Source organism: Moritella sp., from assembly GCF_013215705.1.
Classification (GTDB): Bacteria; Pseudomonadota; Gammaproteobacteria; order Enterobacterales; family Moritellaceae; genus Moritella.
The window spans coordinates 209920-230393 of sequence record NZ_JABSQR010000004.1 but is presented as its reverse complement, the minus strand read 5'-3'; the positions used below and the strand labels follow the sequence as shown (position 1 = coordinate 230393).

Here is a 20474-nt window from a genome sequence, read left to right as displayed (position 1 = left end):
TTTATTTACCTTTACTCTTATTTTTAATCTGACTCAATAACGATTCACCACTGCTGATCCTGTGGTGACGAATACCGTATCGGTTCATTACCTGTCTTAATGCTTGCTGTTTAGCATCGGCATATTGTTGATATTTTTGGCGACTGTCAGCGTTACTCGGACTAATGAACCCTTGTTGTTGACCATTTGATACCGCGAGGCGTACGTTGCCTGATATGTTCGGAAGCGAGAGTTCTAAAGGATCGTAAATCTGCCATGCTTCAATTTCATTATGGCGTTTTAATAACGCGAGTTGCTTTTGCGCTTTATCATCCAGATTAAGAAAGTCACTGATGATCATAATATGGCTGCCAGTTTTACACAGTATACGCAAACGGGTGAGGGCGCTGGCAAGCGATTCCTTTGGCACTGTATTTTCTGTATTTACATGCGTTGCATCAGCCGCATTAATACGCTCGGCTTGAGACATAGTCAGTTGCGCATTATGTAAGGTCACGGTTTCATTGAGTAATTGCATGATACCGCGTTGTTGGCGCTGGGGTTTTAACTCTTTATGCCCGAATGCACCAATGATCATACCGCCGACACGATCACTTTTATGTTTTGTTGCCCACGCCAGTAATGCCGTCAAGTGACAGGCTTGCACTGATTTTAGCCGATATTGACTGCCAAAATACATGCTTGATGACAGATCCAGTAATACATACACAGGCCGTTCTTTTTCTTCACTAAATAACTTGCTGTAAGTTTTACCTGTACGTGCGGTAATGCGCCAATCAATACTACGGATGTCATCACCGGGTTGATATTGACGACATTCGCTAAATTCCATACCTCGGCCTTTGATTGGCGACAGATGACCACCGGCTAACCGTGCTCTTGCTAACGTTTTGCTCGCTAAAATACTATTAGTTTGGTAGCTGTATTGTTGTAGCTCTTTAATCGTAACGTCGATTGCTGACATAGACTAACTCAGTTTACGAAAATGCAATTAATGACAAAATGCGGTCAATAATTTGGTTTGCGGTGATACCGTCAGCTTCTGCTTCAAAGCTCAGCAATAAGCGGTGACGTAGGATAGGGTAAAGGCAGGTTTGAATATCTTCGGGTAGTACATGATCACGACCGTGTAACCAAGCGCGAGCGCGTACACAACGGGCCAGCGAGATAGTCGCACGTGGACTTGCGCCAAAAGTGATCCAACTGGCGAGTTGCGGATCTAAGGTTGCAGGGTTTCGTGTTGCCATAATTAAATCGACAAGATAATGTTCGAGAGCAGGGGCTAAGTGGATGTTAAGTACTTGCTCTCGCGCTTGCATGATCGCTTGCAGACTGATTTTAGCAATCGGTGCGCCTGCGCTTTGTTGTGCTTCTTGTGTTGTTAACCGTAAAATTTGTAATTCAGTGTCTTTGTCTGGGTAATCAATTTCCAGATGTAACATGAAGCGGTCTAGCTGCGCTTCCGGTAATGGATACGTACCCTCTTGCTCAATGGGGTTCTGCGTCGCCATTACCATAAACAGCTTTGGTAATAACATGGTTTTGTTGCCAACGGTTATCTGCTGTTCGGCCATAGCTTCTAATAGCGCAGACTGTACCTTAGCAGGTGCACGGTTAATCTCGTCCGCAAGTACAATATTGTGGAACAGAGGACCGGGTTGAAATTCAAAGGTGCCGGTTTCGGCGCGATAGATATCAGTACCGGTTAAATCGGCTGGCAGTAAATCGGGTGTAAACTGAATTCGATGGAAGTTGGCTTCTAAACTATCGGCCAACGCTTTGACTGCTCGTGTTTTGGCCAATCCGGGTGGACCTTCTACTAAGATATGGCCATCTGCGAGTAGCGCGATTAATAAATTGTCGACAAGTTTTGCTTGCCCAAGAATTTGGCTGTTAAGATAGCCTCTTAATTGATTAAAATTTGATTTTGGCATAATTATCTATCGTATAAAGTTAATATAAACACTAGTTTACCGACAATACATTCATTGTAAAAGTTCAAACTTATTTTATAAGAGAGTTTAAACAAAACGATTTACAATACTTTACGGGAAACGACTACTTAATAGTGTGAATGGTCAGTAATATCCTAACGATAAAAGTTGTTTAGGTTGATATGACTACTATTTAACATTATTTTTTCACACAATATTTCTTTTGGATCACAGTTCTAAGATGAAAAACTCAATATTCAAACTAATGTTTGAATATTGTGACCAAAAGGTTAATATTGACTTAATTTTATGAGGTCTGACCTCTTTTACTTAACGGAATGAGGATAAGTGATGGCTAAAGCACAAAGCCTAACCACCCGCAACGGCGATCGTATCGCGGTGGTCACTGGATTACGTACCCCGTTTGCTAAACAAGCAACAGCGTTTCATGGGGTTCCAGCATTAGATTTAGGCAAAATGGTTGTTAATGAGATGCTTACTCGTAACGACATTGATCCTAAGATTATTCAGCAAGTTGTATTTGGACAAGTTGTTCAAATGCCTGAAGCGCCAAACATTGCGCGTGAAATCGTATTAGGCACTGGCATGGACATCGGCACCGATGCATACAGTGTATCGCGCGCATGTGCGACAAGTTTCCAAGCTATTACAAATGTTACCGAGTCTATTATGGCTGGATCGATTGACTGTGGTATTGCTGGTGGTGCTGATTCATCTTCAGTTGTGCCAATCGGCGTATCTAAAAAGCTTGCTCATCAGTTAGTTAACTTAAGCAAAGCCAAGACGACTAGCGATAAATTAAAGATTGCCCGTCAGTTAAGCTTGAAAGATTTATTGCCTGTCGCGCCAGCTGTTTCAGAATACAGTACCGGTATAACGATGGGGCAAACTGCGGAACAAATGGCTAAGTCTTATAACATCTCGCGTCAAGCGCAGGATGAATTAGCGCATCGTTCACATACTCTTGCTGCTAAAGCATGGGAAGAAGGTAAGTTAAAAGACGAAGTAATGACGGCTTATCCAGAGCCAATGAAGTCATTTATTGCTGAAGATAACAACATCCGTAAAAACTCATCAGTTGAAGGTTACGCGAAACTGCGTCCTGCATTTGACCGTAAACACGGTACAGTAACTGCTGCAACAAGTACGCCACTAACAGATGGTGCTGCTGCGGTACTACTTATGAGCGAAAGTCGTGCGAAAGAACTTGGCCTAGAAGTGCTTGGTTATATTCGCAGCTACGCTTACTCTGCTGTACCTGCAGATGTTGACGGTCTAATTGGCCCGTCATATGCGATACCTGAAGCGTTAGACCGTGCGGGCATTAAATTTGACGATTTAGCGTTATTTGATATGCACGAAGCATTTGCTGCACAAACATTAGCAAACCTAAAATGTTTAGAGTCAGATACGTTTGCACAGGAAAAACTAGGTCGTCCAGAGCGCGTTGCTAATATCGATCAAAGTAAGTTCAACGTACTTGGTGGTTCACTTGCATATGGTCATCCATTTGCAGCGACTGGCGCACGTATGATCACGCAAACATTGCATGAATTGAAACGTCGTGGTGGTGGTCTAGGGCTAACGGCTGCATGTGCTGCTGGTGGTCTAGGTGTAGCAATGATTGTGGAGAGCGCGTAATGAGTCAGCAAGATAAAACATTTTCACTTGAGATCCGTGAAGATAAGATTGGCGTTCTAACAATGGACGTACCCGGCGAAACGATGAACACTTTACGTGCAGAGTTCGCTGATGAAATTTCTGATTTGATGAAAGAGATTTCATCAAATTCAGATCTACAAGGTCTAGTACTGATTAGTGGCAAGAAAGACAGCTTTGTTGCTGGTGCTGACGTTACTATGATTGATGCGTGTGAAACGGCTGCAGATGCAGAGAAGTTATCACTGGAAGGTCACCGTGTTATGGGTGAACTGGAAGCATTAAATATCCCTGTTGTTGCTGCTATTCACGGCCCTTGTTTGGGCGGTGGTTTAGAACTCGCACTTGCTTGTCATATCCGAGTCTGTACAGAAAGCACTAAAACAGTATTAGGTGTACCAGAAGTTATGCTAGGTCTATTACCTGGCAGCGGTGGCACACAACGTTTACCTCGCCTTATCGGTGTGGCTAAGTCGCTTGATTTGATGTTAACAGGTAAACAAGTACGTGGTAAACAAGCGCTTAAAATGGGCCTTGTTGATGAAGTTGTGCCTGAAACAGTACTCCTTGAAGTGGCTGTTAAGCTAGCGAAAAAAGGTAAGTTCCAACGTAAGTTAAAACGTGATCTAACTAGCAAGCTACTTGAAACAAATAAACTTGGTCGTAACATCATGTTTGACCAAGCTAAAAAACAAACGCTTGCTAAAACTCGCGGCAACTACCCAGCGCCAGAAGCAATTCTAGAAGTGGTTAAACTTGGCCAAGAAAAAGGGTTTGAAGCCGGTTTAAAACTTGAAGCAAAACGTTTTGCAGAACTTGCAATGACATCTGAATCAGCTGCACTGCGTGGCATTTTCTTCGCTACAACAGCGATGAAGAAAGAAGATGGCGTTGAAGGCGTGGCACCGAAGAAAGTGAAAAAAGCGGTCGTGCTCGGTGGTGGTTTAATGGGTGGCGGTATCGCCAACGTTACTGCAACGAAAGCCAAAGTACCTGTGCGTATTAAAGATATTGCACCTCAAGGTCTGCTTAACGCACAAAAATACACGTATGACATTCTAAATAAGAAAGTTAAACGTCGCTTTATTTCTAAAGCTGAAATGCAAAGTCAACTTGCTATGATCACTGGTACGACTGAGTACACTGGTGTGAAAAATGCTGACATTGTTATTGAAGCGGTATTTGAAGATCTTAAATTGAAGCACCAAATGGTGGCTGATATTGAAGCTAACTGTAACGAAAATACTATTTTCGCATCAAACACGTCTTCTTTACCTATTACACAGATTGCTTCTGAAGCGAAGCGCCCTGAAAATGTAATTGGTCTGCATTATTTCAGCCCTGTGGACAAAATGCCACTGGCTGAGATCATTACGCATGAAGGCACGTCGGATCAAACGATCTCAACAACGGTTGAATTTGCGCGTAAGCAGGGCAAAACACCTATCGTTGTTAAAGATGGTGCTGGTTTCTATGTAAACCGTATTCTTGCGCCTTACATGAATGAAGCTGCACGTTTGGTACTAGAACAAGAGCCAATCGAAGCGGTTGATAAAGCCCTTGTTGATTTTGGTTTCCCTGTTGGTCCTGTCACGCTTCTTGATGAAGTTGGTATCGATGTTGGTGCTAAGATCGGTCCAATCTTAACGAAAGAGCTAGGTAGCCGTTTTGAAGCACCTGCAGCGTTCGATAAGTTATTGGCTGATGATCGTAAAGGTCGTAAGAACGAGAAAGGTTTCTATCTATACGGTAAGAAAGCCAAAAAAGGTAAGAAGCAAGTTGATGAATCAATCTACAAGCTACTTAACTTAAAACCTGAAGCCAAAATGGCGCCTAAAGCACTTGCAGAACGTGCAGTATTATTAATGCTGAACGAAGCGGCACGTTGTCTTGATGAAGGTATCCTACGTAGTGCGCGTGATGGTGACATCGGTGCCATCTTCGGTATTGGTTTCCCGCCGTTCTTAGGTGGTCCATTCCATTACATGGATTCAATCGGTATTGCTGAACTTGTTGACAAGCTAGAACGTCATCAAGATAAATACGGTGAGCGTTTTGCGCCGTGTGAATCGCTTAAAGCAATGGCGAAAGAAGGTAAAAAATTCTATAACTAATCGCGTAATGCATTAGCTTATATAATTTAAAGCGGCGTTAGATGTAAATCTAACGTCGTTTTTTTGTTTGGAACTGATTTTTGCTCCTTTTCGATTTAGAGCAGTTGCCCATTAATATTTTATTCATGACAGTTCGCCATACATTTTTGGTTCTTCTCCGCTTAGGTGAGTCGACTTAAATAATAGAGTTATAAATAACACTTCTTTGTTTGTGAATAATGAAAACGGTTTGATGGATTATTTTATACTGTGTTATTAGTGTTTTAGTGAAAGCAGACTTGAGCTGTCACAAGACAATCAAGTTTACCTGCCACTAAACATTAATATCAATATACTCAGTTTACTAGCTGTTTATTATCAATTGTTTACAAGACTAAATGAGTAACCACTCAATTCGTTATATAATTCGTATCGCTCTATAGCAGTGAATTAATTTGTCGAATCGAGACGTCCTGTTATACAAATCATGTGCATTCAAGGATCGAAATATGGGAATAAATATTAAGGAAGTTGATGGCGTCAAGATCCAAGAAAAGCACCGGGCTAGCTGTCATTGCCGTGCAGTCGAGATCGAGTTTGACTTACCTGATGGGTTAATTGATGTGCGGAGATGTGATTGCTCCATGTGCCGGAGAAGAGGTGCGATAGCAGCCTCTGTCCCTTTAAATGGAATTAGATTCATTAAAGGAGAAAAAATTTTAAATTTCTATCAATTTAATACAAATACTGCAAAGCACTATTTTTGCTCAAATTGCGGCATATATACTCATCATCAAAGAAGATCAAATCCACATTTGTTTGGTTTTAATGTTGCGTGCTTAGAGGGCATCAACCCTTTAAAGATTGACGGGATACCTACTTATGATGGTGTTAACCATCCAGCAGATAGACTCATATGATAAGTCGCAGCACAAGGGAAATAAAAGCACCAGTTTTGTTTTCCTTTGTTTCAGGCTGTATAACGCAGGGTAGATATGGATAGAATAATCACATTAATTGAGAAGGACGAATTACGGGTTAAGGCTCTTGATTGTGTTCAACAACTCCATTTATCTCAGTGTTATTTGGCTGCGGGTTTTGTTCGAAATTTGGTTTGGGATCATTTGCATCAAAAATCAGTATCAACGCCATTGAATGACGTCGATGTAATCTACTTTGATGAAACTGAATTCAATCCTGAAAATTATAGACTAATTGAGTCTGAGCTTTCCCTGCTAATGCCAGAGTTAAATTGGGAAGTGCGTAACCAAGCGATTATGCATAAAAGAAATGGTGATAAGCCATATTTAAATATCATTCATGCCATGAGTTACTGGCCAGAAAAGGAAACGGCGGTAGCTATTCGAAAATTAGATGATGGTAGTTATGATTGTATTGCCGCATTTGGTTTTGAATCGCTGTTTAATCTACAGGTTACACATAATCCTAAACGTTATTTGGGAATATTCAGTGATCGTGTAAGTTCAAAAGATTGGTTGATCCAATGGCCTAATTTGAGAACTGTGTTATAAAAAACGTATGATAGTGGCGTCAATCTTAATTACCCGTACTTTCTGTAATGCTCACCATATCCTTTAAAGCATAAGCTCTAAGCCGTTTATGTTAGAGCAATAATGCTAAGCAGTGTGAACATCAAATAAAACGGGCTATTCAACAATATAAATAACTAACAGCTGGCAGCTGTAGAAACAGGGTCTCCATTGATACCAACCGCAATGTCAATGCCAGAATCACCTGTGCAATAACGAAGAGTATTGCCTGCTCCGATAGTACCATTCGCTCGAAAGGTTATTCTCGGTGTGCCAGATGCTGTAAAAGAGAGGGTTGAAGTACTATCTGTTGTGACCGTTGTTTTGTTCACAACAGTTGCTTGATCTAGCGGAACAGCGGTGCTTGTGGCTAGGGTTAACGTATTACCCAAAACGGTCATATACAAAGGGCGATTATGCGCTATCGCGGTGTTTTTAGCATAGCTAAGCGCGCTATTAATTAATTTTTTCGCATCGTCTATACGGCTTTGTTGTACAGTATTTTGGTAACTGGGCACGCCAATGCCAATGAGTATGGCGACGATCGCGATTGTGATCATTAATTCGATGAGTGTGAACCCCAATGATTTTTTCATTCTTATACATCCTTGTTAAAGAAAACAATAGATTAACATGATAAGAACGATCAAAAAAGGGACCACTTTTTAGTATACAGAGTGGTCCCTTCACATTATCTTATTAGAGTCTATTTATGACCGCTTAGATTACCAATGCACACCGCGCATGATAGCTGCAAATGCAATCTGTTCGGTACTCGCTTGTGTTGGCGCATCTTTATCTTCTTTTTTGCCCTTCGCAGCGGCAGAATCATTAAACATACGGTAGCCGGTGTTCATGATTATTTCACTTACTTTAGGGAATAGAGAGTAAAGTACTTCAGACATGATGCCAATTCTCGTTGCGATACGCTTAGGCTTACGGATAATCGCTTGTACAATTAAGTCCGCGGCTTCTGATGGCGCTAGAGTGGGGACATTGTCATATACTTTTGTCGGACCAATCATTGGCGTACGTACTAACGGCATGTTAATCGTCGTCATGTTTACGTTACGGTCAGAAAACTCGGATGCTGCACAGCGAGTAAACGCATCTAGTGCTGCTTTAGACGCAACGTATGCAGAGAAACGTGGTGAGTTTGTTAGTACACCAATGGATGAAATGTTAATAACATGCCCTTTTTTACGCTCTAACATACTTGGTGTGAAGCCCATGATTAAACGAATTGAGCCAAAGTAGTTTAACTGCATTGTTCTTTCGTAATCGTGGAAACGGTCAAACGATAAATCAATAGAACGACGGATTGAACGACCGGCGTTATTGATTAATATATCCACAAACTCATGATCTGCAAGTACATTATTAACTAACTCATCGCATGATTCCATGTTGGAAATATCACATGAATAGATATGTGCATCGCCACCAAGTGCTTGGATTTGTGCCTGTGTTGCTTCTAGTTTTGTGACATCACGTGCTACTAGGATTAATTTTGCGCCTGTTGGTGCGAGTTTTAATGCCGTTGCTTCACCAATACCAGAACTTGCACCTGTGATGATAATTGTTTTACCACTGACATTACCTTTTAGGGTCATGTCATTGATTAGATCATCATTCAGGTTACGCTCCCAATAATCCCATACTGCAGGTGCATACTCATCTAAGCTAGGCACTTTGATATTAGAACCTTCTAGTGCGCGTGCTGTTTCACGGTCATCGAAGCTAGTTGGGTAGTTAAGGAAATTCAATACGTCTTTTGGAATGCCAAGATCATTTAATACCCCTTCAGTAAGCTGCTTTACGGCTGGTAAATGGGTAATTGCCTGACGAACTGAAGCCGGTAAGAAATTAGCAATGCGAGAATCAATTCGGAATGCCGTTCTTGGTGCGTTACCCGCTGTAGCGAAGATATTAAGTACTTCACCCACTTTGAATGGTTTTGGATCAACAAGGTGGAAGCAGTTACTGTGCACTTTTTCTTTGTGACTAATGTAATCAATTGCATCTGCAACATAGTCGACAGGAACAATATTCAGACGACGGCCTTCAACACCAATCATTGGCATCCATGTTGGAATTGTCTCACGGATTTTTTTCAATAGTTTGAAGAAATAGTATGGACCGTCAACTTTATCTATTTCACCCGTTTTAGAGTGACCAACAACCATACCAGGGCGATAAATACGGAACGGAATTGAACATTCATCACGGACTACTTTTTCAGAAATATGTTTAGTGCGAAGATATGCGTTATCCATATTTTCAGCTTCTTCGAACATATCTTCGTAGAAAGTACCATTGAACAGACCAGCAGCAGCAATAGAGCTGACATGATGGAAGCTTTTTGCTTTAATTTTTATCGACGCTTCAACAGCATTACGTGTACCAACAACATTCGCTGTTTCTTGTGATTCAGCATCGGCTTTCATATCGTAGATTGCGGCAAGGTGGTAAACATTATCAATTTGGTCGGTATGTGCTGCTAACCATTGCTCATCAATCCCTAAATTAGCTTTAGTGATATCACCAGTAACCATTTTGATACGACTTTTAACACTTTTATGCACACGATCCTTCAATGCATTGAATTTGTGTTCTGAGCCTTGGCGAGTTAATACATAAACTTGCGCATCTTCTCTCTCTACTAGACGTTCAATTAAGAATCGACCAATAAACCCTGTACCGCCGGTAACTAAGTATTTCATTCTATTATCCTCAACTAAACTATGTATGCTTATTGTTTGTTAAATTAAAGTGTCTGCGTATCACTTATGTAGTAGTAATATCATTGGTATCAAAATAAATGTCAATGATATTCCGTTAACGTAACTGGAAAACGGGCTTGTTTTACAACAGTTTGTCAGACTTATGTGACGTGTTGTTGGTTTTATTTGCGAGTTAATTCTGTTAACAAATAATTAACGGTTAGTGTAAATACTTAATTTCTGTAAGTCATAATTACGTTGAGTGTTTACAAGATCAGAGTTTACTTATTTACATGTCATTAACAAGTATTGAAGCTTGTAGAGCATAGTAATGCTTAATTTTGGTAGTTAATTCTAAATATTGTAGACGAGGTGTTTAGGTGGGGTAGGTATTAAATTTTACTAGAATGAATGAAGTTAAAACCGATTGTTATCAATGGTTTATGGTTGTACTCTGTTGTCTTGCTGATTGTGTATTAGTCTTTATTACAATAAAGACTAATACTTTTGTGCTAAATATTATAAAACGAAGCTGTTTATTTACGGTATGAATGATGAATTTGATGTGATTTAAGTCAAATAAATTTATTTTTAAATGGCCTCAACAGGGACGATTTTGTAGTCCTTAAACATATATACTTAATTAAGTAATACTGCGAGTAGGACTTTAAGATTAGGCTATTTATTCCATAATCAGTTAGTATCCCTAAAGTATTAAATTCTGAATTTGGCCTTTTTACAATTTATAATTTTTTAATGATGATTATGCCTATGATAGCGGTATCATAGGCTGATCGCATTCATCAAATTATGTTTAATCAGCGTTGATTTTTGATATGGCATATGCAAACCCATCAAACTCATCATTTTTTGTAATTGCCAGAATACGTTGATTGCTACTGCCTCGAAATTTTAATGCTGGATCAACCAGCTGTTGTTCAAACTTACCATCAACCAAATAATCTATGTATTGAACGACGGCTTTTTGTCGTGGCGTTAATTGCTCTATTGTGTAGCCGGTCCATAACCAAATATTCTTTCCAACACACTCTTTTTTAACTCTTTTGACTAGTTTTAAAATGCCATCTAAATTCGTTGGGTAGAGAGGGTCTCCACCGCTTAAACTTAGCCCTCGACGAGGTATACGGAGATCATTTAAATCATTGATTATCTTGTCTTCTGTTTCTTGGTCGAAGAATGAACCATTACTTGGAGACCAAGTCGATTGGTTATAGCAGCCCTTGCATTGGTGTTCGCAGCCACTGACAAACAGGGTTACACGGCTACCTGGGCCATTGATGACATCAAGATCGAAATATTGAGAATAGTACATTGTCACTTCTTAAATGCTAGCCAATAAAATATTGGCTAGCTAGTTAATTGATTAAACTGAGGTTGGATCAGTTGTGATTATTTATAAATAGTATAAACGTTTATAAGTGTTTAACGCGGCGTTTTACTTCTTCTTGCTTGCCTTCATTGAAAGGGCGCGCATCAGGGCTGCCTAAATAACCACAGACTCGACGGGTTACTGATACTTTTGCAACATCGTGATTACCGCACTTAGGACAAGTAAAACCTTTACTGGTACACTCAAACTCGCCTGTGTAACCACACTCATAACATTCATCAATCGGGGTATTAGTGCCGTAATAAGGAACCCGTGAATAACTGTAATCCCAAACGTCTTCTAATGCTTCAATGTTGTGTTGCATATTCGGAAATTCGCCGTAGCAAATAAAACCACCGCTACTAATTGCAGGGTAGGGCATTTCAAAATCAATTTTGTCGTATGGATTAACTTGCTTCTCAACATCCAAATGGAAACTATTGGTGTAATAGCCTTTATCGGTGACATCAGCGATATCACCAAAGGCTATTTTATCCAATTTAGCAAATCGACTACACAGATTTTCACTGGGTGTTGCATACAAACTAAATGCATAATCGGTTTCTATGCTCCATTGCTCCGTTATCGCTTTCATGTGGGAAAGTATGGCAATGGCTTTTTGCTGTAATTCTTTGCTGTCGTAAGGATGGGTTTGATTACCAAATAGTGCATTGATTGCTTCGTGTAAGCCAATGTAGCCTAAAGAAATAGATGCGCGACCATGTTTGAAAATATCTAATACGTCATCATCTGCTTGCAAGCGAACACCACAAGCACCTTCCATGTACAAGATTGGTGCGACACGTGCTTTTACACCTTTAAGGCGTGAAATGCGCGTTTCTAGCGCACGTTTACACAGAATCAAACGCTCATCGAGTAATTGATAGAAACGTGATTCATCGCCTTTTGCTTGAATAGCGATTCTCGGTAAATTAAGACTGACAACACCCAAGTTGTTACGACCTTCATGCACTAATTTACCTTGCTCTTCATAGGTATTTAAGAAACTGCGGCAACCCATCGGCGTTTTAAATGAGCCGGTGACTTTAACCACTTGGTCGTAATTTAAAATGTCTGGATACATACGTTTACTGGCACACTCAAGCGCAAGCTGTTTGATATTGTAGTTTGCATCCTCGGGCTTATGGTTTAAGCCATCTTTAATTGCAAAAATAAGTTTTGGAAACACAGCCGTTTTATGATTCTTACCTAAACCGGCAATACGGTTTTTAAGAATTGATTGCTGAATTAAACGGGCTTCCCAACTCGTCCCTAAACCAAAGCCAAAGGTAACAAAGGGAGTTTGGCCATTAGCAGTGTGCAAGGTATTTACTTCATACTCTAACGATTGGAATGCATCGAAACATTCTTTTTCTGTGCGTGAGCGAGCAAATCCTTCTTTATTCGGTATGTCCCATTCTTCTGCTAATAAGGTGTTCTTCTTAAAGCTTGCGGTGACATAAGGCGCTAAGATCTCATCAATACGGTTAATCGTTGTTCCGCCATAAATATGACTGGCTACTTGGGCAATGATCTGTGCGGTAACTGCGGTTGCTGTGGTGATTGATCTTGGTGTTTCAATTTCGGCATTACCCATTTTGAAACCGCGGGTGAGCATGCCATCAAGGTCGATCAGCATACAGTTAAACATCGGGAAAAATGGTGCGTAATCAAGGTCGTGATAATGAATGTCGCCCGCTTCATGGGCATGGACAATATCGCGCGGCAAGATATGCTGCTTGGCATAATGCTTAGCGACAATACCAGCCAGTAAATCTCGTTGAGTCGGAATTACTTTGCTGTCTTTATTGGCATTTTCGTTGAGCAGTGATTCATTACTCTGTTCAATAAGCCCTTTGATCTCATAAGTAAGAATACTTTGTGTTTCACGGGCTATATCACGTTGATGGCGATATTCGATATAAGCACGGGCAACAAGCTTATTACTTGCTTGCATCAATACGTCTTCAACCGTATTTTGAATGGTGTGGATTTCAATGGCGTGTTCGCTAGAAACATCTTGTTGCATGAGTATTCGATGAACGTTGTTCGCCACTTCTGCTGCATAACTGCTACTTTCTTGCTGTACTGATTTAGCAGCGGCGAATATGGCATCCTGTATGCACTTGATGTTAAATGGCACACGACAACCATCACGCTTGATGACAAATAAATCCACGAAACACTCCTTAAAATTAACAATAATATTACACGGTGATACTATATATAGATGAACTTTCAATATAGAACACAATATGTAGTGTATTAGGCGTTAAGTTTACTTTTGAAGTATTGATTTCGATCAAGGTTCGTTACGGCTGAATAAGGAATTATTTTAACTGTGTTTTTTGTCAAAAAATGGATTGATTTTACTTGCAAGTTGGTTTTTGAACGATATTCAAACGTAAAATACACAGTGATATATTATCGAAGAATAAAGCTTTACAAGTTTAATCGGTTACACTAATATTCGCTCCATTGCTGCGGAGGGGTGGCAGAGTGGCCGAATGCACTGGTCTTGAAAACCAGCAGGGGTTAATAGCTCCTCGAGAGTTCAAATCTCTCCTCCTCCGCCATCCATTCAAGAAAACGCTAATTGATTACTAGATAATAGTCGTCGCTTAGCGTTTTTTTATATCTACTTTTCACATATTTTCTATTTTTTTCACTAATCCTCTGTTAATTTTATTATTATTATACCCACACGTTTATACTCACAGTGTTAACACTGATTGTGCATCTTGAAGTAGCTTGGGTATATATGATTGGTATTCTTCATTTTTGTTGAGACATTAGCTTATGAACTCGTTTATCCTTAACCGTATTCGTCCTTTCCTCATCACTATCTCTGTGATTATCAGTTTGCTTCTATCTACCTTCACGTTTGCCGAAAGCTCTGTGAGTGTTATTGAAAATAAAGTGAGCCAAGCGCCTACGTTTAACTTACCAGGTGTTGATAACGCGCGAGTGAATCTTGCTGACTATCGTGGCAAGGTGGTGTTAGTGGATTTTTGGGCATCTTGGTGTACGCCCTGTATTCGTTCATTTCCGTGGATGGATAAGATGGTTGCTAAATATGGCGAACAAGGATTTGAAATTATTGCCATTAATATGGATCAAGAGTCTATTTTAGCGACCAAATTTTTACAGCGTTACCCGAATAAATTGACCATTGCGTTTGACCCACAAGGTATTGTCGCTGAGCAATATGAAATCATGGGATTGCCTAATTCATTTATACTTGATAAGAAGGGCGAGATTGTTTATAAGCATGTCGGCTTTAGATTAGCGGAGTTAGATACATATGAAGCCGAGATCTTGTCGTTATTGTCTCAGAACTCGGAATAACCTGATTCAGTTAATTTGTTGTGGAGGCGCTTTATGAGACGGGTTTTATTATTAGTCAGCATCCTAAGCCTGACAGCGTGTTCGTCATTGGGGGTAAAACCTTGGGAACGAGACTTGTTAGCTAAACCTGAAATGCAGCTTGTGGAAAACCCGATGGAAATGGGTTTTGAGGATCACACTTATTTCAGTAAAGAAGGCTCTAGCGGCGGCGGTAGTTTTGCTGGGGGAGGTTGCGGATGCAACTAAAAAGAAAAAGTAAGACCTTTACTAACATTTCAATGACACTTGCGGCTGCGACATGTGTACTTACTGCGCCAGTGACCGCTCAGCCGTCAGAATTCGATAGCTGGGATGTTGATGTTGGTCTGTTGATTTATGCAGAAAGTGAGCATCAAGTGCAAGCCTATGAGGGGGCACTTTCTCTCACTAAGCAAATCGATGACGAGCGCAGTATTAATTTTAAAGGTGTTATCGATGTACTGACCGGTGCTTCACCTAATGGCGCGGTGGCACAAAATAAAGCGCAAACATTTACCCGTCCGTCAGGTAATGGCCGTTACACTACGGCTGCAGGTGATACTCCGCTTGATGATACTTTTCATGATACGCGGGTTGCACTGAGTACACAATACCAACAACAGTTAAGCCGTTTTTGGTTATATTCTGGTGGCGCAAACGTGTCTAAAGAATATGATTACCTTTCTTTGTCGATCAACAGTGCGCTGGCGCGTGATTTTAATAATCGTAATACCACTGCATCTCTCGGCTTTGCTTATGCCTACGATACTATTGAACCAGAAGGCGGCATCCCCGATCCCGGTGTTTCGGTTGATGATGCCAACAACCGTTTAACGGATTCTGATACCAAGCAAACCCTTGATTTACTCTTTGGTTTAACGCAAGTCATTGATCGTCAAACATTGATGCAATTAAACTATTCGATTAGTGATGTCAGTGGTTATCAAACAGACCCCTTTAAAATATTATCGGTGGTTGACAGTAATGGTTGGGCGAATGATTATGTGTATGAGAATCGACCTGACCAGCACACCAAACAAAGCCTATTTTGGCGTACTAAATACAATATACAGCCATCGGGTCAAGTGCTGGATGTTAGCTATCGCTATTTTTGGGATGACTGGGGCATAACGTCACATACCATTGATAGTAAATGGCGAGTACAACTTTCAAATCAGCATTTTATTGAACCGCACCTCCGCTATTACAGCCAACAAGCGGCTGATTTTTATCGGGTCTATCTTGATGAAAGCCAGCCTATACCGGAATACATGACCGCGGACTATCGCTTGGGTGAATTACACACTTATACTATTGGCTTGAAATACGGTTTACCGATTGCGGGTAATGAGTTCAGTGTGCGGCTTGAATATTATCTTACTCAGGTGACGGGTGATGGCTCGTTGGCAAAAGGTGCTGGAATGGCAGGTGTTGATTTGTATCCTGATAAAAGCGCCGTTATGTTGCAGAGCTTCTATCGTTTTTAATCGCGTTTCTAATCTCGTTTAATACAGTGATAAATGTCGATGTGAATACAAGCAGGGATCAGGTTTGAAAAAAGCTTATTCATTAAATAAAGACTATCCGTTAAATAAAGGTAATACTTTACAGCTAGGCGGAACTTCAAAAACAGCCTTTACCTTAAAACAACAAGCGGGCTATTGGCTCGGTGAGTTCACCGTCATGGCTAGCCCTTGCCAGATCTTATTAGACAACGCTGATGAAGCACTCGCGGATAGTCTTACCGCGCTCGCATATGCAGAAGCAAAACGCATTGAACTAAAATACAGTCGTTTTCGTGATGACAATATTGTTGCTCGTCTTAATCGTTCTGCTGATGAAACCATTACGGTAGATGAAGAAACGACACGGTTGATTAATTTAGCTGATTTATGTTTCCAACTCAGTGGCGGATTGTTTGATATCAGCTCTGGTGTATTAGGTAAACTCTGGCACTTTAAGCAACAAACTCAGCTACCGAGTGATGCTGATATTAAAGCGCTGTTACCCAATATCGGCTGGCAAAAAGCGAATTGGAATGCGCCGTTATTAAGTGTACCTAAAGGCATGAAAATCGATTTTGGTGGCATTGGCAAAGAATACGCAGTAGATAAAGTGGCGCAGTTGTTAGAGGGGGAAATACAGCATAACCAAACGGATAGTGCCTTTTTAGTGAATTTTGGTGGTGATATTTACGCCAATAAATCACGCAGTAATGGGCTCGCTTGGCAAGTCGCGGTAGAAGATCCACAGCATCTTGGTGAAAGTAAATTTATGATTAGCTTAGCCCAAGGAGGTCTTGCAAGTAGTGGTGATAGTCAGCGCTATATTGAAGTCGATGGCCAACGTTATGGTCATATTCTCAACCCCAAGACTGGCTACCCCATTACTGGTGGCCCTGCTCAAATTACTGTCTATGCCCAAAACTGTGTGCAAGCGGGCATGCTGGCAACCATTGCGTTATTACAAGGTGAGTCTGCTGAAGACTTCTTGAAAGCGCAAGATTGCCGTTATTGGTTATCATGATTTAGCTTGGTTTCTGGCTATATGTCTTTTACTCTTGATTTTTTAGCAACGACTAAATGAATAAGGAGAGTAGTCAGACCTGTAAATAAAAAAATGAATGACCCTGTTAGTGTTTGCATTCCCTCCCTTTTTTCACTATTTTTTGCTATTGCAAATAACGCTACACGTTTTGTAGTTAGTTCTTTTTCCGATGGTCTATTTACTGGTGTTGTGTCATCTGCATATTGGTAATTATCTCTAGCCCAATAGGCATCATTTGTTTGGTATTGATCGTATTGATATGAGCTCATTGTTAATTCTGGATTTAAAACTCGAACAAAAGCATATCCGCCAATACCAGAAGATATGACAACGCAGATCATTGCGGCAAAGCATACAGATAAAGCGTAGATCTCTAATTTTGATTTCATAAATTGCATTTCCTTTGATGTTTAATATCTTAATTACCATTAATACAATAGAAATATTAGTCATTAACCTTTTAAATTACAATTGACTAGTGGTTTATTCGTCTTCAAATCATACTTTCATAATGCGTCAGGTATTGTTTTGATATTAGCTGTACTATATTAAACAAGGCTTTTCGGATCACCTGCAATAAAGGCATTTATATTGGCAATCAGCTGGTTGGATAATGTCTGAATAGCAGAGTCCGATCCCCAAGCGACATGCGGCGTTAATATAAGATTAGGTAAATGTGCATTAGCGATTAAGGGATTACTATCATTAGCAGGCTCTTGGGTAAATACATCAACCCCTGCACCAGCTATTTGTTGGTTATGTAATGCATCAACCAAGGCAATTTCATCAACCAGACCACCACGTCCCGCGTTAATCAAAACACTCGTACTTTTCATTAGCTTAAATTCGTCACTGCCGATGATATTGTGCGTTTGCTCTGCAAGTGGGCAATGCAATGTCAGTACATCCGCTTGTTGTAAGACGAATTCAAATGGGCTGTAGCCTTCACGGCACTCATTCGCACCTTTACGCTCAGCAAAAAGTACCGTCATGCCGACGGCTTTGGCCAACGCTGCAACAGCATTACCGAGACTACCTTTACCAATAATACCTATCGTAGATCCCGCTATATCGGAAATGGGATGGCTAAAGAAGCAGAATTGTTTTTGCTGCTGCCAAACACCGGCTTGAATATCTTGATGGTAACCGACAAGATTTCGCTTTAGTGCAAACATCATGGCTAATACATGTTCAGGTACCGAATTGGTGGCATAGCCTTGGATGTTACTGACGGTGATGCTGTGCTGACGACAATAATCTAAATCAATGTTGTTGGTGCCAGTCGCCGCTACGGCAATCATTTTTAATTGTGGGCACTGACTTAATATCTGCGTATTTAAAATGACTTTATTGGTAATGACAATGCTTGCATGTTGCAGACGTTCAATCACTTGCTCCGGTGTTGTTGTCGCATACTCTTGCCACTGACAATCAGTATTAGGTTGAGGGATGGTGATGTGTTCAGGGATTGTAGAACGGTCGAGAAAGACAATAGTATCCATGTAAACAAGTCCAATTTGATAGTTAATATTGATAGTTAAGATTGATAGTTAAGATTGATAGTTAAGATTAATGGTTAAGGTTGAAAGTAAGTATTAAATATCGCTTGCGCTAATTTGCATAGGCTGATACTTTTAATACATGAAATTAAACCCTATTTTTGCACTTATCACAACATCTTGGTGGCACTCTCTTTTATAAGAGCGGTGTTGAATACTTTTGTTCACAGATCGCCGGATGGCAACTGATGAATAAAGTATCTATGTCTCCGGTAATCTATTTTGGAGATATACAATGGAAAATAACCTATCACTACACTTAGACCAAACAGCTAATTCAAATCAAAATAACGCGACCAAAGAAAAGATCCTCACGGGTGATCGTGCAACGGGTTCTTTGCATCTAGGCCACTTTGTCGGTTCATTGCAGCAGCGTGTAAAGTTACAGCATCAATATGAGCAAACTATCTTAGTTGCTGACATGCAGGGCCTCACTGATAATGGTCATAATCCACAAAAAGTCTCGTCGAATATTTTAAATGTTGTCGCGGACTATCTTGCGGTTGGCATCGATCCATTAAAAACCACTATTTGTTTACAGTCCGCCATTCCAGCATTGGCTGAGCTCACAATGTATTACTCAAACTTAGTGTCTATTGCTCGTTTGGAGCGTAATCCGACGGTTAAAAATGAGATCAACAGTAAATCATTTGGTCGTTCTATTCCTGCTGGGTTCTTAACATACCCGATTAGTCAGGCTGCAGATATCACCGCATTTAAAGCCACGTTAGTACCTGTGGGTGAAGATCAATTACCTATGTTGGAACAGACCAATGAGATCGTCAGAAAATTAAACCATATTGCCCAGCAAGACATTTTAGTTGAATGTAAGCCACTATTAAGTAAGGTTTCACGTTTACCGAGTGTCGATGGTAAAAGTAAAATGTCTAAATCTATGGGCAATACCATCATGCTAAGTTCAAGTGAAAAAGAGATCAGCAAAGCGGTTAAAGCCATGTATACAGATCCGAATCATTTGCGTGTATGCGATCCGGGGCAAGTTGACGGAAATGTGGTATTCACGTATTTAGATGCATTCCATCAAGATCAAGACTATGTAGCTAATTTAAAAGCGCAATATTCAGCTGGTGGTTTAGGGGATGGCACCGTTAAGAAGATCCTAGAAGAGTGTTTACAAGACCTATTAAAACCAATCCGACAGCGTAGAGAAGAATTCATCGCGGATCGATCGCTGTTAATTGCGATATTGAAAGCAGGAACAGAGCGCTCTCAAGATGAATCTAATGATGTATTACGTCAGGTGAAGTGTGCCTTTGGTCTAAATCTGTTTTAAAAGGATGATTAAACATGAATAATATCTTTGATTCGATACCTTCCGATCTCAGCAGTGAAATCTTTGACGATTTAGTTAGCAGTGATACGGTCAAAATAGAACGTATTATTTCAAAAGGGCAAACATCGCCAGATTTTGGTTGGTATGATCAAGCGCAAAGTGAATGGGTGATCGTTATTGCAGGCAGTGCTATTATTGATTTTGATGACAAGCCATCGATTACGCTGAAAGCGGGTGATTACCTTAATATCCCTGCACACCAAAAGCATAAAGTCGCGTGGACGGACCCTGATGTCGAAACCGTTTGGTTAGCTGTACATTATTGATGGATAAATAAC

General features: G+C 40.4%; 18 protein-coding genes and 1 tRNA gene. 11 read left to right on the top strand and 8 right to left on the bottom strand.

The features are described from left to right. Nucleotide 1 precedes the first annotated feature (1 nt). Together HRT96_RS01445 and HRT96_RS01440 are read right to left on the bottom strand one after the other, a co-directional pair. Complete coding sequence (locus HRT96_RS01445) at nucleotides 2-964, bottom strand: DUF58 domain-containing protein (RefSeq protein ID WP_293151169.1); 963 nt, start codon at nucleotides 962-964, stop codon at nucleotides 2-4. A 13-nt stretch (nucleotides 965-977) separates the two neighbouring features. Then, entirely contained in the window at nucleotides 978-1934 is a 957-nt protein-coding gene (locus HRT96_RS01440; protein WP_293151166.1) for a MoxR family ATPase, read from the bottom strand. Between the two features lie 351 nt (nucleotides 1935-2285). Between HRT96_RS01440 and fadI the strand changes: the two genes are divergently transcribed. From fadI to HRT96_RS01420, 4 genes are all read left to right on the top strand, one after another. After that, nucleotides 2286-3596 carry an acetyl-CoA C-acyltransferase FadI gene (gene fadI, locus HRT96_RS01435; protein WP_293151163.1) on the top strand — a complete coding sequence of 437 codons (1311 nt, stop codon included), beginning with the start codon at nucleotides 2286-2288 and terminating at the stop codon, nucleotides 3594-3596. Beyond that, nucleotides 3596-5728, top strand: a complete 2133-nt coding sequence (gene fadJ, locus HRT96_RS01430) for a fatty acid oxidation complex subunit alpha FadJ (RefSeq protein WP_293151160.1) — start codon at nucleotides 3596-3598, stop codon at nucleotides 5726-5728. The genes fadI and fadJ overlap by 1 nt, the downstream gene beginning before the upstream one ends. Nucleotides 5729-6216: 488 nt before the next feature. After that, a complete protein-coding gene (locus HRT96_RS01425; RefSeq protein ID WP_293128567.1) occupies nucleotides 6217-6627 on the top strand; it encodes a GFA family protein in 411 nt (136 codons plus the stop codon). Nucleotides 6628-6702: 75 nt separating this feature from the next. Continuing rightward, a complete protein-coding gene (locus tag HRT96_RS01420; RefSeq protein ID WP_293151157.1) occupies nucleotides 6703-7239 on the top strand; it encodes a nucleotidyltransferase family protein in 537 nt (178 codons plus the stop codon). 155 nt (nucleotides 7240-7394) lie between these two features. Here the strand turns inward: HRT96_RS01420 and HRT96_RS01415 are convergent, their stop codons facing one another. The 4 genes from HRT96_RS01415 to nrdD form a co-directional block, all read right to left on the bottom strand. Continuing rightward, nucleotides 7395-7853 (bottom strand): GspH/FimT family pseudopilin, encoded by a 459-nt coding sequence (locus tag HRT96_RS01415; RefSeq protein ID WP_293151154.1) that lies wholly within the window; start codon nucleotides 7851-7853, stop codon nucleotides 7395-7397. A gap of 129 nt (nucleotides 7854-7982) precedes the next feature. Continuing rightward, on the bottom strand, nucleotides 7983-9980 hold the full coding sequence (locus tag HRT96_RS01410) for an SDR family oxidoreductase (protein ID WP_293151151.1): 1998 nt from the start codon (nucleotides 9978-9980) through the stop codon (nucleotides 7983-7985). 814 nt (nucleotides 9981-10794) lie between these two features. Further along, the gene (gene nrdG / locus HRT96_RS01405; RefSeq protein ID WP_293151148.1) at nucleotides 10795-11313 is read right to left on the bottom strand and encodes an anaerobic ribonucleoside-triphosphate reductase-activating protein; all 519 of its coding nucleotides are present in this window, start codon (nucleotides 11311-11313) and stop codon (nucleotides 10795-10797) included. A 100-nt stretch (nucleotides 11314-11413) separates the two neighbouring features. Next, entirely contained in the window at nucleotides 11414-13549 is a 2136-nt protein-coding gene (nrdD, locus tag HRT96_RS01400) for an anaerobic ribonucleoside-triphosphate reductase (RefSeq protein WP_293151145.1), read from the bottom strand. Between the two features lie 306 nt (nucleotides 13550-13855). Between nrdD and HRT96_RS01395 the strand changes: the two genes are divergently transcribed. The 5 genes from HRT96_RS01395 (at nucleotide 13856) to HRT96_RS01375 (ending at nucleotide 17262) form a co-directional block, all read left to right on the top strand. After that, nucleotides 13856-13946: transfer RNA gene (locus HRT96_RS01395), tRNA-Ser, on the top strand. A 223-nt stretch (nucleotides 13947-14169) separates the two neighbouring features. Further along, nucleotides 14170-14718, top strand: coding sequence for a TlpA disulfide reductase family protein (locus tag HRT96_RS01390; RefSeq protein WP_293151142.1), 549 nt, complete (start codon nucleotides 14170-14172; stop codon nucleotides 14716-14718). A 33-nt stretch (nucleotides 14719-14751) separates the two neighbouring features. Continuing rightward, nucleotides 14752-14964: a DUF4266 domain-containing protein gene (locus HRT96_RS01385; RefSeq protein ID WP_006034018.1), complete on the top strand. Its 213-nt coding sequence runs from the start codon at nucleotides 14752-14754 to the stop codon at nucleotides 14962-14964. Then, entirely contained in the window at nucleotides 14955-16223 is a 1269-nt protein-coding gene (locus tag HRT96_RS01380; protein ID WP_293151137.1) for a DUF3570 domain-containing protein, read from the top strand. The genes HRT96_RS01385 and HRT96_RS01380 overlap by 10 nt, the downstream gene beginning before the upstream one ends. A gap of 64 nt (nucleotides 16224-16287) precedes the next feature. Then, on the top strand, nucleotides 16288-17262 hold the full coding sequence (locus HRT96_RS01375) for an FAD:protein FMN transferase (protein ID WP_293151134.1): 975 nt from the start codon (nucleotides 16288-16290) through the stop codon (nucleotides 17260-17262). Nucleotides 17263-17279: 17 nt separating this feature from the next. Here the strand turns inward: HRT96_RS01375 and HRT96_RS01370 are convergent, their stop codons facing one another. After that, the gene (locus HRT96_RS01370; protein WP_293151131.1) at nucleotides 17280-17672 is read right to left on the bottom strand and encodes a hypothetical protein; all 393 of its coding nucleotides are present in this window, start codon (nucleotides 17670-17672) and stop codon (nucleotides 17280-17282) included. A gap of 159 nt (nucleotides 17673-17831) precedes the next feature. Continuing rightward, nucleotides 17832-18785, bottom strand: coding sequence for a D-2-hydroxyacid dehydrogenase (locus HRT96_RS01365; protein ID WP_293151128.1), 954 nt, complete (start codon nucleotides 18783-18785; stop codon nucleotides 17832-17834). 292 nt (nucleotides 18786-19077) lie between these two features. Here HRT96_RS01365 and trpS point away from each other — a divergent pair, with 292 nt between their 5' ends. Both trpS and HRT96_RS01355 read left to right on the top strand, forming a co-directional pair. After that, nucleotides 19078-20136, top strand: a complete 1059-nt coding sequence (gene trpS / locus HRT96_RS01360; RefSeq protein ID WP_293151125.1) for a tryptophan--tRNA ligase — start codon at nucleotides 19078-19080, stop codon at nucleotides 20134-20136. A gap of 14 nt (nucleotides 20137-20150) precedes the next feature. Beyond that, nucleotides 20151-20462: a cupin domain-containing protein gene (locus tag HRT96_RS01355; protein WP_293151122.1), complete on the top strand. Its 312-nt coding sequence runs from the start codon at nucleotides 20151-20153 to the stop codon at nucleotides 20460-20462. Nucleotides 20463-20474 lie beyond the last annotated feature (12 nt).

Coding starts and splice junctions, on each gene's coding strand:
- HRT96_RS01355 (WP_293151122.1), top strand. CDS start 20,151: ATGAATAATATCTTTGATTCGATACCTTCCGATCTCAGCAGTGAAATC.
- fadJ (WP_293151160.1), top strand. CDS start 3,596: ATGAGTCAGCAAGATAAAACATTTTCACTTGAGATCCGTGAAGATAAG.
- fadI (WP_293151163.1), top strand. CDS start 2,286: ATGGCTAAAGCACAAAGCCTAACCACCCGCAACGGCGATCGTATCGCG.
- nrdG (WP_293151148.1), bottom strand. CDS start 11,313: ATGTACTATTCTCAATATTTCGATCTTGATGTCATCAATGGCCCAGGT.
- HRT96_RS01415 (WP_293151154.1), bottom strand. CDS start 7,853: ATGAAAAAATCATTGGGGTTCACACTCATCGAATTAATGATCACAATC.
- HRT96_RS01440 (WP_293151166.1), bottom strand. CDS start 1,934: ATGCCAAAATCAAATTTTAATCAATTAAGAGGCTATCTTAACAGCCAA.
- HRT96_RS01445 (WP_293151169.1), bottom strand. CDS start 964: ATGTCAGCAATCGACGTTACGATTAAAGAGCTACAACAATACAGCTAC.
- HRT96_RS01425 (WP_293128567.1), top strand. CDS start 6,217: ATGGGAATAAATATTAAGGAAGTTGATGGCGTCAAGATCCAAGAAAAG.
- HRT96_RS01370 (WP_293151131.1), bottom strand. CDS start 17,672: ATGAAATCAAAATTAGAGATCTACGCTTTATCTGTATGCTTTGCCGCA.
- HRT96_RS01420 (WP_293151157.1), top strand. CDS start 6,703: ATGGATAGAATAATCACATTAATTGAGAAGGACGAATTACGGGTTAAG.
- HRT96_RS01390 (WP_293151142.1), top strand. CDS start 14,170: ATGAACTCGTTTATCCTTAACCGTATTCGTCCTTTCCTCATCACTATC.
- trpS (WP_293151125.1), top strand. CDS start 19,078: ATGGAAAATAACCTATCACTACACTTAGACCAAACAGCTAATTCAAAT.
- HRT96_RS01380 (WP_293151137.1), top strand. CDS start 14,955: ATGCAACTAAAAAGAAAAAGTAAGACCTTTACTAACATTTCAATGACA.
- HRT96_RS01410 (WP_293151151.1), bottom strand. CDS start 9,980: ATGAAATACTTAGTTACCGGCGGTACAGGGTTTATTGGTCGATTCTTA.
- HRT96_RS01365 (WP_293151128.1), bottom strand. CDS start 18,785: ATGGATACTATTGTCTTTCTCGACCGTTCTACAATCCCTGAACACATC.
- HRT96_RS01385 (WP_006034018.1), top strand. CDS start 14,752: ATGAGACGGGTTTTATTATTAGTCAGCATCCTAAGCCTGACAGCGTGT.